The following is a 14,762-nucleotide window of genomic DNA, read 5'->3' as shown; positions in this document are numbered from 1 at the left end:
TCAGGACCAGGGACATGTCGTATCGCTTCGTCATCAGCACATTACTGCTGTTTTTAAGCTGGGGCGCTCTGGCGCAAAGTCCGGCGATTTCCTCTGCCATTTCATACAGCCGCGACATTCAACCGATCTTCACTGAAAAGTGCGTGGCCTGCCACGCCTGCAACGACGCCGCCTGTCAGCTCAACCTGGGCAGCGGCGAGGGCGCGGCACGGGGCGCGACGAAAATCCCGGTCTACGACGGTGACCGCCGCCAGGCCGTTGCGCCGACCCGACTGTTCTATGACGCCTCCGGCAAACAGGCCTGGCAGCAAAAAGGCTTCTATTCAGTGCTCGATGCCCAGGGCAGCCAGGCCGCATTGATGGCGCGGATGCTGGAACTGGGCCACAACACCCCGTTGCAACCCAATGCCAAATTGCCTGAAGACATCGTCCTGGGGCTGAACCGGGAAAACATGTGTGCCATGCCCGGGGAGTTCGACGGCTATGCCGCCAAGCATCCGAAGGAGGGCATGCCGCTGGCAGTGACCGGTCTGACCGACCAGCAGTACCAGACGCTGCAACGCTGGCTGGCGGCCGGAGCACCCATCGATCAGCAGGGCCTGGCCCCCAGCGCTAATGAAGCCCAGCAAGTGCTCCAGTGGGAAAACCTGCTCAATTCGCCGGGCGCCCGGGAAAGCCTGGTGGGGCGCTGGCTGTACGAGCACTGGTTCCTCGCCCATCTCTACTTCAAGGACGGCGAGCCTGGGCATTTCTTCCAGTGGGTGCGTTCGCGCACCCCGACCGGCCAGCCGATTGACCTGATCAACACCCGTCGTCCGAACGATGATCCGGGCACGCAGTTCTACTATCGCTTGTGGCCGGTGCAGGGCGTGATCGTGCACAAGACCCACATCACTTATCCGCTGAGTTCGACGAAGCTGGCGCGGGTCAAGAGCCTGTTCTACAGCGGCAACTGGCAGGTCGACGCGTTGCCGGGCTATGGGCCACAGAGCCGGGCCAACCCGTTTGCCACCTTCGAAGCGATTCCGGCCCAGGCGCGCTATCAGTTCATGCTCGATAACGCCGAGTACTTTGTGCGCACCTTTATCCGCGGCCCGGTGTGCCGCGGACAGATCGCCACGGACGTGATCCGCGATAATTTCTGGGCGCTGTTCCAGGCGCCCGAGCACGATCTCTATGTCACCGATCCGAACTATCGCGGGCAGGCTACGCCGCTGCTGGCGATGCCGGGGCAGAACGATGATGTCGGCAGCGTCCTCAGCCTGTGGCACGACTACCGCGACAAGCGAAATGAATACGAAGCCTTGCGCCGGGACAGCTACGCCGACCAGCCGGCGCCGAGCTGGTCGGCCCTGTGGGCCGGCAATGACAATGCGCTGCTGAGCATCTTCCGCCATTTCGACAGTGCTTCGGTGACCAAAGGCCTGATCGGCGACGTGCCGCAAACGATATGGCTGTTCGACTATCCGCTGCTGGAGCGCACCTACTATCAACTGGCAGTGAACTTCGACGTGTTCGGCAACGTGTCCCACCAGGCCCAGACGCGCCTGTATTTTGATCTGATTCGCAATGGTGCCGAGCAGAACTTCCTGCGCCTGATGCCCGCCGACTCCCGGGATGGCTACCTCGACGACTGGTATCAGAACAGTGGCAAATTCAAAATGTGGCTGGACTACGAGTCCATCGACAACGACAAACCGACCGCGCTGAAGCTGAATCCGCAGGATCCCAAGCGCGACTTTGCCATGCAGTTGCTGGCCCGTTATGGCGATCTCAATGCCAGACCCGACCCGATCAACCGCTGCGACGGCGCTTACTGTTCGCGGCCGAACATCGATCCGGACCTGCAAAGTGCCGAACAGACGCTAAGCCGAATGACCTCGCGTCCGGCGGCCGGGTTGAAAGTGATTGATCAGCTGCCGGAAGCGACCCTGCTACGTATCGAAACCAGCAGCGGCAAGCGTGAGGTCTACAGTCTGCTGCGCAATCGAGCCCACAGCAATGTGGCGTTCCTGCTCGGCGAATCGCTGCGCTATCAGCCAGGGCTCGACACTCTGACGATTTTCCCGGGCGTGCTCAGTAGCTACCCGAACTTCATGTTCAGCATTCCGGCCGGGCAAGTGCCGGCGTTTGTGGATGCGATGGAAAGCGCGAAGGACACCGACAGTTTCGAAAAAATCGTCGAACGTTGGGGAATACGGCGCAGTCATCCGCAATTCTGGCCTTATTTCCATGACCTGAGCCGCTACATCCACGAAACCGATCCGGTGGAAGAGGGCGTGCTGGACATGAATCGCTACGAGAACCTTTGAATAATCGCCGATCCCCTGTAGGAGCGAGCTTGCTCGCGATGCTCTCAAGTGCGCCGCGCAAACCCGGGAGTGCGCGTTATCGTTGGCGACCATCGCGAGCAAGCTCGCTCCTACAGAAAATCAGGGGAATATCGAAATCTTTCCCGACAAAAATACTAGGACTTTGTCCGGCGCGTTGATTGGCGTAAACTGCGCCCAAGCCTGCGAGGAGTTTCCATGACCGCTATTACCATCACTGACGCCGCCCACGATTATCTGGCTGATCTGCTCTCCAAGCAGAACACCCCGGGCATCGGCATCCGCGTCTTCATCACCCAGCCTGGCACCCAGTACGCCGAAACCTGCATTGCCTACTGCAAGCCGGGCGAAGAAAAACCCGAAGACACCGCGCTGGGGCTGAAAAGCTTCACCGCGTACATCGACCACTTCAGCGAAGCCTTCCTGGACGATGCAGTTGTCGACTACGCCACCGACCGCATGGGCGGCCAGCTGACCATCAAGGCGCCAAACGCCAAAGTACCGATGGTCAACGCTGACAGCCCGGTCAACGAGCGCATCAACTACTACCTGCAAACCGAGATCAACCCGGGGCTGGCCAGCCACGGCGGTCAGGTCAGCCTGATCGACGTGGTCGAAGACGGCATTGCCGTCCTGCAGTTCGGCGGTGGTTGCCAGGGCTGCGGCCAGGCTGACGTGACGCTGAAGGAAGGCATCGAACGCACCTTGCTCGAGCGTATTCCCGAGCTCAAGGGCGTTCGCGACGTGACCGACCACACGCAGAAAGAAAACGCCTACTACTAAGGTGTTCGCTGCGAAACGAAAAAACGGCGCCCCGTGAGCGCCGTTTTTTTATGGGTGAAGCATAAAAGATTTTAAGGGCGATAGAGATGTGCATGCCCCGCGCGATACAGCGATGATTCACTGAAATGATCGCTGCCCAGCACCCGACCCACCAGAATCAACGCCGTACGGCGAAAGCCCTTGGCTTCAACTTTCCCGGCAATATCCTCAAGCGTTCCCACCACCCAATCCTGATCCGGCCAGCTCGCGCGGTGAACCACCGCAATTGGGCAATCGGCGCCGTAATGCGGCAGCAGTTCTTCAACGATCTTCGCCAGGTGATTGACCCCCAAATGAATCGCCATGGTCGCGCCGTGCTGTGCCAGGCTGGAGAATTCCTCTCCGGGCGGCATGGCGGTTTTGTCGGCGTAGCGAGTCAGGATCACGCTCTGTGAAACGTCCGGCAGCGTCAGTTCTGCGCCCAAAAGCGCGGCACACGCGGCTGTGGCAGTCACGCCGGGGATGATTTCGAACGGAATGTTCAGCTCACGCAGATAGCGAATCTGCTCGCCAATGGCGCCATACAGGCTCGGATCTCCGGAGTGCACCCGGGCAACATCCTGACCTTTGGCGTGGGCGGTCTTGATCAGGTCGATGATCTGTTCCAGGTGCAGTTCGGCGCTGTTGACTACCTGCTCGGCACAATGACCTTCCAGTACGGCGGCAGGCACCAGGGAGCCGGCATAAATGATCACCGGACAGTTGCGAATCAGCCGCTGGCCCTTGACGGTAATCAGTTCGGGGTCGCCGGGACCTGCGCCAATGAAGTAGACGGTCATCGTCGGTTCCTGTGGGAAAAAAGGGGCTGAACAGGGCTTCAGATGAAGAATGTTCATGATCAACGGTGGGGATTATCGGGGTTTTTATGCCGCGCCGGCCAATGCCAGTGTTGCCTGGGCGTATTTTTGCCGTGGAATCAGCAGTTTTGCCGGGGCCTGGGCCAGTTGTTCCGCCAGGGCCAGTGCGGCGCTTTCCGCCACGCCGTAGCAACCGGTGCGTTCAAACGCTATTTGCGATTGATGACTGAGTTGCGGTTCATAAGGGGCCAGTTGTTCACTGCTGAAATACATCAATTCCAGGCCAAGCTGCTGAGCCAGTTCGATCAGCGCAGGTTCGTCGCGCTTAGAATCGATGCTGGCCAGCGCCTTGATTTCATGACGAGCAATCTGGTGTGCCTCCAACGCCTGATCGAGCAGCGCCAGCAACGTGCTGACGGGGCAGCCCCGCTGGCAGCCCAGGCCGACCACCAGGGTCGGCGCAGTGCTGACGTCAGTCATGCGTGGTATTGGCCATCGCTTTTGCGACGGAACAACCAGGCGCTGATCAGGCCCAGGGCCAGCCAGAACGCCACGTTGGTCAGTTGCGAAGCGATTTTGAACTGGGCTTCCAGTGCTTCCGGAGCGAGCATCGAATGCACTTCCGGTTGCGGTGCGCCAATCACATGGGGAACGGCGAGGATCGCCGCACCGAGGACTTTCATCAGCCAGTGACGGCTGAATACGATCAGCGCGATACCCGCGGCGGTGGAGGCGGCGGTACCGATCCACCACTGTTGCCGTTGTGCCAGATCGGCGGCGGCAGTGCCGGGCAATTCAGGTGGCAGGCCGAGGGTCGGCGCGAGCACGAACGTCGCGTAACCGGCCAGGCCCCAGAGCAGGCCCTGGGAGGTTTTGGTCGGCGCACGCAAGGTGTACAGGCCGGCCAGCATCAGGGCGAAACCGACCGCTACCACCAGGTTGCCGCCGGTGGTCGACAGCACGCGCTGCCAGCCGTCTTCCGGCTCCCAGGCTTCGGCATCGTGGGTGTGGGCAGCCATGGCACCGTCGGCGTGTTCATGCATTTCAACGGCAGCCGGTTCGGCTTTTTCGTAGGTTTCGGCCTGCAAAATCAGCGGAGCGACCCAGAAGCTTTGCAGCAGGGTCAGCAACAGGGCGGCAAGCAGCCCGGTGAAACCTGCGGTTTGCGCAATACGCTTGATCATGTCGACCGCTCTCAATGGCACGGGAACGCGGAGCTGTGGCGGGTATCGTGGGCGGCATTGTGCACCGCTTCGATGTGCGAGAAACCGGCGAAATACACCAGGCACGCACCCAGGATCGACGCGCAGACGGCGGCGGTCAGACGTTGGGTCAGGGTTGAGGTGGTGCTCGCGGCTGTGTGTTCGGCGCTGCTGATGATCGACATGGCGTTTCCCTCTGGTCTGTCAGCGGGGGAATAAGAGCGCATGCAAACCCCCGCACGACCATGCGCGCAGAGGTTCAAACAGCGCCCGCCCACCGCGGGTTTGTTGGTTCAGTGATCGTACTCGTCACTTTGTGTTGCGGGCCGGTCTCCGGGCTCACGAGGGGTAAAGGCTTGCGCCTGAACCTGAAAACATCACCTTCCCATACCGTATTGGCACAGTGGATCTGACGCTTCGCTCGCTTACCGTTGCGGGGGCAGCACCGGACTGACATGGCTTAAGAGTAAAGCACATGATTCACCGGTTTCCCGTTTCACCCTGTGAAGGGCACCCGTAACAAGGCGTGTAGGAGAGCATGGCCGGGGGCTGGGCGTCAATTGGCAAGGGTTCTCACTTGAAGCTGAATGATGCCCGGCTCTTTGTAGGAGCTGCCGAAGGCTGCGATCTTTTGATCTTGTTTTTAAAAGCAAAATCAAAGGATCGCAGCCTTCGGCAGCTCCTACAGTGATTGACCGGTCTTCCCACCATGCGTAGCCTTGCGCTTTCGAGGTTCTTCGGCGTTTGTCGAAGCTAAGAAGGGAACGCGGTCGATGCCGCGGCTGCCCCCGCAACTGTGAACGGTGATGTTCGTTGCCACGCCACTGCTGACTCAATCCATGAGGCCGGCGGGAAGGCGCAGCGAATGCCAGGCTCAAGGCCGGCACACCGTCAGCCAGGAGACCTGCCTCGTCACAGATTCTCACTACAACCGGGCGGGGTGATCCGGTGGCGAACTCTTCAGGCACGCGCGCCCGCGTCGCCGGTTGTCGTCCCGTATGCCCGCCACCTAAGCCATAGGGCATCCGATGAAAACACTGGCCAAACTCCCTGTCACCATCGTCACCGGCTTTCTCGGCTCGGGCAAAACCACGCTGCTGCGCCACATGCTCGACAACGCCCAGGGGCGCCGCATCGCGGTGATCGTCAATGAATTCGGTGAATTGGGCATCGATGGCGAAATCCTCAAGCAGTGCTCCATCGGTTGCACCGAAGAAGAAGCCAACGGCCGTGTCTATGAGCTGGCCAACGGCTGCCTGTGCTGCACGGTTCAGGAAGAATTCTTTCCGGTGATGCGCGAATTGGTGGCCCGTCGCGGCGATCTCGATCACATTCTCATCGAAACGTCCGGTCTGGCGCTGCCCAAGCCGCTGGTGCAGGCCTTCCAGTGGCCGGAAATCCGCAGTGCCTGCACGGTGGATGCGGTGATCACCGTGGTCGACAGCCCGGCCGTGGCCGCCGGCACCTTCGCCGCGTTTCCCGACCAGGTCGACGCCCAGCGCAAACTCGACCCGAACCTGGACCATGAATCGCCGCTGCACGAACTGTTCGCCGACCAATTGGCCAGCGCTGACCTGGTGATCCTCAACAAAGCCGACCTGATCAACCCGGCGGACCTGGCCCGCGTGCGCCTGGAAGTCGCCGAGGAATTGCCGCCAGCGGTGAAAATCATCGAAGCCAGCAGCGGTCGCCTGCCGCTGGACGTGCTGATCGGCCTGGGTGCCGGCTCCGAAGAACACATCGACAGCCGTCACAGCCACCATGACCATCATCACGATGGCGACGACGATCATGATGACCACGATCACGACGCCTTCGATTCGATCTCAATCGAATTGCCGCAAGCCGACGAAAGCCTGCTGCTGGACGCGCTGACCCAACTGGTGGTCCAGCACGGCATCCTGCGGGTCAAGGGTTTTGCGGCGATCCCGAACAAACCGATGCGCCTGCTGATCCAGGGCGTGGGCACGCGTTTTGACAAGCACTTCGACCGCCAGTGGGGCGCCGAAGAAGCACGCGTAACCCGCCTGGTGCTGATCGGCCAGGAACTGGACGCCACTGTTCTCGAAGCGCAATTGCGCGCCGCGCTCAGCGTGTAAGCCATGCACCTGCTCAGGACCCAGCCCGGCGGTTTCGTGTCGGATGACAACATTGCCGACCTTGGACAAACCCCCGCCGAGCTGGTGATCCTGTGCAGCGGCGACTCTAGCCTGGCACTGCTCGCCGAAGCGGCGCAGAAGCTACCCGACGATTACCCGAGCGTACGCCTGGCCAACCCGATGCAGGTGCAGAACCATGCCTCGGTCGATTTGTACGTCGATGAAGTGCTGCGTCATGCCAGGGTGATCCTGATTTCGCTGCATGGCGGCATCGCCTATTGGCGTTACGGCATCGAGCGCCTGGTCGAGCTGTCGCAGCGCGGCGTGCAGGTGATTCTGGTGCCGGGCGATGATCGCCCGGACCCGGAGCTCAGTGACTTGAGCACCGTCGGTGCCGAGGATCGTGATCGGCTCTGGCAGTTTCTGCGTCAGGGCGGCATGGGCAACGCCCTGGATTTTTTCCGCTGTCTGGCCAACCGCTGGCTGGCGCGTGATTACAGCTGGGACGAGCCGCAAACCCTGCCGCGCACGGCGATTTACCATCCGCACAAACACTCCGCTGCACTGAGCGACTGGCAAACCGAGTGGCACGCCGATCAACCGGTGGCGGCGGTGTTGTTTTACCGCTCGCATTTGCAGGCAGCGAATACCGCTTTCATTGATGTTTTTTGCCAGCGTTTGCAGGCGGCGGGGTTGAATCCGTTGCCGATTGCGCTGGCCAGCCTGAAAGAGCCCGGCTGCCTTTGCGTGGTCGAGGACTGGTTCGACGAGGCCAGCGTCTCGGTGATTCTGAACACCACCGGCTTCGCCCAGTCCAGTCCCGAAGCACCGCATCTGCGGCCGTTCCGCCGCAACATTCCGGTGATCCAGGCGATTTGCGCCCAAGACAACGAACCCGGTTGGCGTGCCAGCGAACAGGGGCTTGGCCCCCGTGACCTCGCGATGCACATAGCCTTGCCGGAACTGGACGGGCGCATCATCAGCCGCCCGATCAGTTTCAAGGATCTGGCGTGGCGCAGTGAGCGCAGTCAGTCGGATGTAGTCTGCTACCGGCCACAACCGGAGCGCATGGATTTCGTTGCCGAACTGGCGCGGCGCTGGGTCGATCTGGCGCGGGTGCCCAATGCGGATAAACGCATTGCCTTGATTCTCGCCAATTACCCGACCCGCGACGGTCGCATCGGCAACGGTGTCGGTCTCGATACCCCGGCCGCGGCGCTGAATATCCTGCGGGCGCTGCATGCCGAAGGTTATCCGTTGCCGGCTGAATTGCCGGACAGCGGCACCGCGCTGATCCAGCAGTTGCTGGGCGGCGTCAGCAACGATCTCGACACGCTCGACCTGCGTCCGTGCCAGCAAAGCCTGGGGATGGATGATTATCTGGCGATGTTCAATGCTCTGCCCGAAGCCAACCGCGCAGCAGTGCTCGAACGTTGGGGCGCGCCGGAAAATGACCCGATGTGTCGCAGCGGAAGGATGATGATCGCCGGCCTGCGTTTTGGCCTGACCTTCGTCGGCATTCAACCGGCGCGGGGTTATCAGGTCGACCCGAGCGCGGTGTATCACGACCCGGACCTGGTGCCGCCCCACGGCTACCTGGCGTTTTACTTCTGGCTGCGCCACACCTATGGCGCCCACGGCGTGATCCACGTCGGCAAGCACGGCAACCTCGAATGGCTGCCGGGCAAGGGAGTGGGGTTGTCGGAAAACTGCTGGCCGGATGCACTGCTCGGTCCGTTGCCGAACATCTATCCGTTCATCGTCAACGACCCGGGCGAGGGCGCCCAGGCCAAGCGGCGCACCCAGGCGGTGATCATCGATCACCTGATGCCACCGCTGACCCGCGCTGAAACCTATGGCCCGCTGCGCAATCTCGAACTGTTGGCCGACGAGTATTACGAAGCGCAGTTGCTCGATCCGCGTCGCGCCCGAGAGTTGCAGCGCGACATCCTGCAACTGGTGCGCGACACGCACATCGACCGTGAACTGCAACTGGACGAACAACTCGACAGCGATGCCGATGCAGCGATCTGGTTGCCGCGACTCGACACTTACCTGTGCGATTTGAAAGAGTCGCAGATCCGCGACGGCCTGCATGTGTTCGGCGAATCGCCCACCGGGCGTTTGCGTATCGACACCTTGCTGGCCTTGTTGCGAATACCAAGGGGCGATGGCCGGGGTGCGCAATCGAGTCTGCTGCGGGCACTGGCCAAGGCCTTCGCGTTGGGCTTCGATCCACTGGATTGTGCGCTGGCCGAGCCTTGGACCGGGCCGCGTCCCGAGCCTCTTTTGCTTATCTGCGACGAGTCTTGGCGCACAGCGGGGGATACCCGCGAGCGCCTGGAGCTGTTTGCCGCGCAGTTGATTTCGGATGCATTGAATAGCCCCTGTAGGAGCGAGCCTGCTCGCGATGGTGTGTCAGTTGACATCAATGTGGCTGACACACCATCGCGAGCAGGCTCGCTCCTACTGGAGGCGGACTGGATTGAGGTGCAAGCCATTATCGATGGCCTGCGCGAGGTGGTCGCCCCGCGTCTGGACGCCTGCGGTCCGGCGGAAATGCGCGGCTTGCTCGACGCCCTGAGCGGTCGCTTCGTTCCGGCCGGCCCCAGTGGTGCGCCGAGTCGTGGGCGTCTGGACGTACTGCCCACCGGGCGCAACTTTTACTCGGTGGATGTGCGCAACCTGCCGACCACCACGGCGTGGCGCATCGGGTTCCAGTCGGCCAACCTGATTCTCGAACGGCACCTGCAAGACCACGGCGATCATTTGCGTCAGCTTGGTCTGTCGGTATGGGGCACCGCGACCATGCGTACCGGCGGCGATGACATCGCCCAAGCGATGGCGCTGATGGGCGTGCGTCCGGTCTGGGCCACCGGCAGCCAGCGGGTCGATGATTTCGAGATTCTGCCATTGAGTTTGCTTGACCGTCCGCGGGTGGACGTGACCTTGCGTGTGTCTGGTTTCTTCCGTGATGCCTTTGCCAATTTGATCCGCTTGTTTGACGCGGCGGTGCAAGCGGTCGCCGATCTTGATGAGCCGGACGACCTCAATCCGTTGGCGGCCAAGGTGCGCGCCGAGCGTGCAGCCCTGCTGCAGATGGGGCTCGATGAAGAGGCTGCACGGCGTCAGGCCGGCTGGCGGATTTTCGGGGCCAAACCCGGTGCCTACGGCGCGGGTGTGCAGGGCGCCATCGACGGTCGCCTGTGGCAGAGCCGCGAGGACTTGGCCGAGGTTTACCTCAATTGGGGCGGCTACGCTTACGGCGGTTCCGACGAAGGCACCGCTGCTCGTGAACAGTTCAGCCAGCGTCTGAGCCAGGTACAGGCGGTGCTGCAAAACCAGGATAACCGCGAGCACGATTTGCTCGACTCCAATGATTACTACCAGTTCCAGGGCGGCATGCTCGCGGCGGTGGAAAGCCTGAAAGGCGAGGCGGCGGCCAGTTATCATGGCGACCACAGTCAGCCGGACCTGCCGAAGATTCGCACCTTGAAGGAAGAGCTGAACCGGGTGATCCGTTCCCGGGCCGCCAATCCGAAGTGGCTCGAAGGCGTAAAGCGTCATGGCTACAAAGGTGCGTTTGAAATGGCCGCGACGGTCGACAACCTGTTCGCCTTCGACGCCACCACGCAGTTGATTGATGATCACCAGTACGCTTTGCTGGCCGATGCCTATTTGCTCGACCCGAACACGCGGGATTTTGTCCGCGAACACAATCCCCACGCCTTGCGCGACATGACCGAGCGCATGCTCGAGGCGCAACAACGGGGGATGTGGAAGGAGCCCGGCGAGTACCGTGAGGCGCTGGAGAATCTGTTGCTCGATATAGAAGAAGACAGCTAATCACCGCAAGCCCTGTGGGAGCGGGCTTGCCCGCGAAGGCGTCAACACAGTCGACATCGACTTCGACTGTCAGGCCGCCATCGCGAGCAAGCTCGCTCCCACAGGGATTGAGGCGCCTGTGAGATCACCGACCATGACCGAGATAAATCAATGACCGACACCCCGCATTTCCCCCTCTCCGCCGTGGTCGGCGCCGACGATTTGAAACTGGCCCTGTACCTGACCGCCATCGACCCGAAAATCGGCGGAGTGCTGATCGAGGGCCCGCGGGGCATGGCCAAGTCGACCCTGGCCCGTGGTCTGGCGGACCTGCTGGCGAGCGGTCAGTTCGTCACGTTGCCGCTGGGCGCCACCGAAGAGCGCCTGGTCGGCACCCTCGATCTCGACGCGGCGCTGGGCGAAGGTCGCGCACAGTTTTCCCCCGGCGTACTGGCCAAGGCTGACGGTGGCGTGCTCTACGTCGACGAGGTCAATCTATTGCCTGATCACCTCGTTGATCTGCTGCTCGATGTAGCCGCCAGCGGCACCAATCTGGTCGAGCGTGACGGCATTTCCCATCGGCACTCGGCGAAATTCGTGCTGATTGGCACCATGAACCCGGAAGAGGGTGAGCTGCGTCCGCAACTACTTGACCGTTTCGGCTTGAACGTAGCGCTCGGTGGACACACCGCGCCGGCCGAGCGCGGTCAGATCATCCGCCGTCGCCTGGATTTCGATAGCGATCCGCAAGGTTTCTGCGCCGAATGGGAGTCGGCGCAGGCGTCTCTGCGCGAGCGTTGCCAGAACGCACGCAATGCACTGGCAAGCATTCCCCTCGACGACCAGGCGCTGGCGCACATCACCGAACGCTGCTTTGCTGCCGGCGTCGATGGATTGCGCGCCGATCTGGTCTGGCTGCGTGCCGCACGGGCTCATGCCGCCTGGCGCGGAGCGAACGCCATCGCCGAGGAAGATATCGACGCAGTCGCCGAGTTCGCCTTGCGCCATCGTCGTCGCGAGCACTCACCACCGGCTCCTGCGCAATCCCAAGCGGCGCAATCCTCCGAGCCACAGAACGCCAACCCGGGCGAAGGACAGGGCCAATGGGGCGAATTGCCTGCCCAGGCGCTGGCGGTCGGCGCACGACGTGAAGTGCCGAGCTGGCCAAAAAAGCCCTAGGCATTCGCCTTCGCTGCGACGCGGGGGCGAATGCCAGACCCCGAGCCGGACGGCTGGACCACGGCAAACAGGGCAAGCGACACGCCGCACGTAACGGTTCGGTCAACTGGCCAGGCACCTTGCTTAATGGTCGGCCCCGTCAGCGTGCTGATCTGTTGTATCAACTGCGCACCCGTTCGCCCCATGAACTGTGGTTGGTGATTGTCGATGCGTCGGCTTCGACCCGCCGTCATCAGGCGTTGAGTGATGCCAAAGGCTTGCTGGCTCAGCTGTTCGACGATGCCTACCGCCAACGTGCGCGCCTGGCGTTGCTGACCGCCAGCGGCTCGGTGCCCAAGTGGCAGGTGCAAGGGTTGAAGGCTTCCAACGGTTTGCGCCATTGGCTCGATGGGCTCGGCGCAGGCGGCGGAACGCCGTTGCTGGCGGCGCTGGGTGAGGCGAGGCACTGGCTGACCGCGCGGCAAAAACGCTTTCCGGCGGAACAGCAAAGACTTTTATTGGTGACCGATGGGCGGCTGAAGGACTGGTCCATGCTGCCGGCAATCGAATGCCCAGGGCTGGTGATCGACATCGAACGCGGGCCGATTCGTCTTGGGCGCAGCAAAGTATTGGCTGCGCAGCTGCAATCGGATTATCGGCATATCGACGAGCTGCTTCCGGGCTGAGCATTGCGCTGTCTGTGCTGGCCTCTTCGCGAGCAAGCTTGCTCCCACATCAGAATTGGCGAAGATCCTGTGTGGGAGCGGCGGTGCGGCGATCCGGCTTGCTCGCGAAGGCATCAATCCGGTTCCGGGTCGTCAGGGTAAAAATGCATCGACGATCTATGCTCACTGGGCAAATCCATCACAGGAGTGAACCATGCGTATCCTGGCCGTCAATGAACAGGGCGATTTTCGCGTCAAGGCTTACGCCGGCACCAATGGCGTGCTGTTGGCCATGGACCTGGCCGAATCCCGTCGCATTGGCCTGTTGGGTTTTGCCATTGAAAAACAGCAGGGCAGCAAACCCTGGATGTTTCTGTTCAATAGCCTGACATTCCCGGACAAGGACCATACCTTCCCCCGGTTCCACGCCACGCCCAGCGATATTGCGCCGTTACAGAAATTCCGTTGGGCCGATTACGCGGTCAATCCGGGGATGACGATCCATTATCGGATCTACCCGGTCTACGGCAGCCACAATGCGCCACAACTGGGTGAGTTCCTGGAGGTAACGGTCACCTCCGACGATGGCCATCCCGGCAACCAAAGTGTCAACTTCAATCGCGCAGTAGCCGCCAGTCAGGCGTTCGAGCGCAAGTTTCCCGATCTCGATGCACTCATTGGCAAAAAGAACAAGCTGCCCATCGAAGCCTGGCCCGATGCCCCGCGTAGATGGTTGGAGAACGGTTTGCTCGGGCGCTTGTTGGGGTTTATCGAGCGTGCTGTCGATGGCCAGTGGGCGCTGGACATCGCCATCTATGAGTACCAGTTGCAGGTGATTGTCGACGCAGTGGAGGCAGCGCTGGAACGCGGCGTGAAAGTGCGCGTCCTTTATCATGCGCAACCGGGCCAAGACACTACCGCCTTCAACGAGGTCAGCCTGAAAAATATCCCCCAGGCGAACAAACGCGGGCGGGTCACCCACAATATCTTTCACAACAAGTTCATGGTCTTGAGTCGGCTCGACGCAGCGGGGCAGCATCAGCCCGAAGCGGTGCTCTGCGGCAGCACCAACTTCACCTCCAACGGCGTTTACCGTCAGGCCAACGTGGTGCATGTGCTGGACGATACGCGGCTCAGTACCCGTTATCTGCAAACCTTCGAGCAGGTCTGGAGCGCGCCGGCAGATGTCGGCGCCACGCGGCAATGGATCACGCAGCACAACCCGATGGATCCGACGCAGGCACTTTTCGCCGGGTTCTCGCCGCGCTCGGGCGGGGGTGACCTGGATGAGTTCGTCTCGATCATCAATGCCGCGAAAAAGGACGTGCTGTTCGTCACTGCGTTCGCCTTGCCCGATGCCATCCTCAACGCCTTGCTCGGCTTGCCCCATGACGACATCCTGCGCTATGGCCTGCAAAACACCGCCAGCGAAATCACCGGGTTTCACGCCGACCGCACCGCTGAATTCACCACCGTTGCCCTGCTCGACAAAGGGCTGGAAGGCTGGCTCCAGGAAAGCAGGGAGGGTCAGAAGGGCAATATCCTGGTGCACACCAAAGCCATCGTCACTGACTTCACCAGTGATGCGCCGACGATCATCAGCGGTAGCCACAACCTCAGCGCCGCAGCCAGCAACGGCAATGACGAAAACTATCTGATCATTCGCGGCGATACCGATCTGGCAGATCGTTATGGCCTGGAGTTGCTGCGGTTCTACGAGCATTACCGCTTTCGCTATTTCGCGAAAAAGCTTGCGCTCAAGCAGGTCCAGCCGTTGGCGACGGATAACAGCTGGACTGATGACTATTACCGCGCGGGGAATCTACGGATGTTGTCGCGACTGCGGTTTACCGGCCAATAGCGA

At 61.4% G+C, this 14,762-nt stretch carries 11 protein-coding genes and 2 riboswitches; of the genes, 7 read left to right on the top strand and 4 right to left on the bottom strand.

The window, feature by feature from the left end; all coding sequences use genetic code 11:
* The first annotated feature begins 14 nt into the window (after positions 1-14).
* A complete protein-coding gene (locus AC1D1M_RS01170) occupies positions 15-2,312 on the top strand; it encodes a fatty acid cis/trans isomerase (RefSeq protein ID WP_477774146.1) in 2,298 nt (765 codons plus the stop codon).
* Between the two features lie 216 nt (positions 2,313-2,528).
* Positions 2,529-3,113 (top strand): Fe-S biogenesis protein NfuA, encoded by a 585-nt coding sequence (nfuA, locus tag AC1D1M_RS01165; RefSeq protein WP_007912592.1) that lies wholly within the window; start codon positions 2,529-2,531, stop codon positions 3,111-3,113.
* A gap of 71 nt (positions 3,114-3,184) precedes the next feature.
* Here the strand turns inward: nfuA and cobM are convergent, their stop codons facing one another.
* The 4 genes from cobM to AC1D1M_RS01145 all read right to left on the bottom strand — a co-directional run bounded on the left by cobM (position 3,185) and on the right by AC1D1M_RS01145 (position 5,336).
* Entirely contained in the window at positions 3,185-3,931 is a 747-nt protein-coding gene (gene cobM / locus AC1D1M_RS01160; RefSeq protein WP_477774145.1) for a precorrin-4 C(11)-methyltransferase, read from the bottom strand.
* An 84-nt stretch (positions 3,932-4,015) separates the two neighbouring features.
* Complete coding sequence (locus tag AC1D1M_RS01155; protein ID WP_477774144.1) at positions 4,016-4,429, bottom strand: cobalamin biosynthesis protein; 414 nt, start codon at positions 4,427-4,429, stop codon at positions 4,016-4,018.
* On the bottom strand, positions 4,426-5,133 hold the full coding sequence (locus AC1D1M_RS01150) for a CbtA family protein (RefSeq protein ID WP_477774143.1): 708 nt from the start codon (positions 5,131-5,133) through the stop codon (positions 4,426-4,428). Before AC1D1M_RS01150 ends, AC1D1M_RS01155 begins: the two co-directional genes overlap by 4 nt.
* A gap of 11 nt (positions 5,134-5,144) precedes the next feature.
* A complete protein-coding gene (locus tag AC1D1M_RS01145; RefSeq protein ID WP_095941889.1) occupies positions 5,145-5,336 on the bottom strand; it encodes a CbtB domain-containing protein in 192 nt (63 codons plus the stop codon).
* A 122-nt stretch (positions 5,337-5,458) separates the two neighbouring features.
* A riboswitch (cobalamin riboswitch) is annotated at positions 5,459-5,684 on the bottom strand.
* A 180-nt stretch (positions 5,685-5,864) separates the two neighbouring features.
* Positions 5,865-6,077: riboswitch (cobalamin riboswitch) on the top strand.
* A gap of 102 nt (positions 6,078-6,179) precedes the next feature.
* Here AC1D1M_RS01145 and cobW point away from each other — a divergent pair.
* The 5 genes from cobW to AC1D1M_RS01120 all read left to right on the top strand — a co-directional run bounded on the left by cobW (position 6,180) and on the right by AC1D1M_RS01120 (position 14,759).
* Positions 6,180-7,250, top strand: a complete 1,071-nt coding sequence (cobW, locus tag AC1D1M_RS01140) for a cobalamin biosynthesis protein CobW (protein ID WP_150753465.1) — start codon at positions 6,180-6,182, stop codon at positions 7,248-7,250.
* A gap of 3 nt (positions 7,251-7,253) precedes the next feature.
* The gene (gene cobN / locus AC1D1M_RS01135) at positions 7,254-11,096 is read left to right on the top strand and encodes a cobaltochelatase subunit CobN (RefSeq protein WP_477774142.1); all 3,843 of its coding nucleotides are present in this window, start codon (positions 7,254-7,256) and stop codon (positions 11,094-11,096) included.
* 150 nt (positions 11,097-11,246) lie between these two features.
* The gene (locus tag AC1D1M_RS01130; protein WP_477774141.1) at positions 11,247-12,254 is read left to right on the top strand and encodes a magnesium chelatase ATPase subunit I; all 1,008 of its coding nucleotides are present in this window, start codon (positions 11,247-11,249) and stop codon (positions 12,252-12,254) included.
* Between the two features lie 119 nt (positions 12,255-12,373).
* The gene (locus AC1D1M_RS01125) at positions 12,374-12,919 is read left to right on the top strand and encodes a vWA domain-containing protein (RefSeq protein ID WP_477774140.1); all 546 of its coding nucleotides are present in this window, start codon (positions 12,374-12,376) and stop codon (positions 12,917-12,919) included.
* Between the two features lie 193 nt (positions 12,920-13,112).
* Positions 13,113-14,759, top strand: a complete 1,647-nt coding sequence (locus AC1D1M_RS01120) for a phospholipase D-like domain-containing protein (protein WP_477774139.1) — start codon at positions 13,113-13,115, stop codon at positions 14,757-14,759.
* Positions 14,760-14,762: the final 3 nt, after the last annotated feature.

It is taken from the genome of Pseudomonas sp. P1_F7, assembly GCF_056405655.1.
Note: the sequence above shows the minus strand (reverse complement) of the source record. Positions and strands in the feature narration are given on the sequence as shown.

What these genes read in the sequence shown, in the direction of transcription:
- cobW (WP_150753465.1), top strand. Translation starts at nt 6,180, where the DNA reads ATGAAAACACTGGCCAAACTCCCTGTCACCATCGTCACCGGCTTTCTC.
- nfuA (WP_007912592.1), top strand. Translation starts at nt 2,529, where the DNA reads ATGACCGCTATTACCATCACTGACGCCGCCCACGATTATCTGGCTGAT.
- AC1D1M_RS01120 (WP_477774139.1), top strand. Translation starts at nt 13,113, where the DNA reads ATGCGTATCCTGGCCGTCAATGAACAGGGCGATTTTCGCGTCAAGGCT.
- AC1D1M_RS01130 (WP_477774141.1), top strand. Translation starts at nt 11,247, where the DNA reads ATGACCGACACCCCGCATTTCCCCCTCTCCGCCGTGGTCGGCGCCGAC.
- cobM (WP_477774145.1), bottom strand. Translation starts at nt 3,931, where the DNA reads ATGACCGTCTACTTCATTGGCGCAGGTCCCGGCGACCCCGAACTGATT.
- AC1D1M_RS01145 (WP_095941889.1), bottom strand. Translation starts at nt 5,336, where the DNA reads ATGTCGATCATCAGCAGCGCCGAACACACAGCCGCGAGCACCACCTCA.
- AC1D1M_RS01155 (WP_477774144.1), bottom strand. Translation starts at nt 4,429, where the DNA reads ATGACTGACGTCAGCACTGCGCCGACCCTGGTGGTCGGCCTGGGCTGC.
- AC1D1M_RS01150 (WP_477774143.1), bottom strand. Translation starts at nt 5,133, where the DNA reads ATGATCAAGCGTATTGCGCAAACCGCAGGTTTCACCGGGCTGCTTGCC.
- cobN (WP_477774142.1), top strand. Translation starts at nt 7,254, where the DNA reads ATGCACCTGCTCAGGACCCAGCCCGGCGGTTTCGTGTCGGATGACAAC.
- AC1D1M_RS01170 (WP_477774146.1), top strand. Translation starts at nt 15, where the DNA reads ATGTCGTATCGCTTCGTCATCAGCACATTACTGCTGTTTTTAAGCTGG.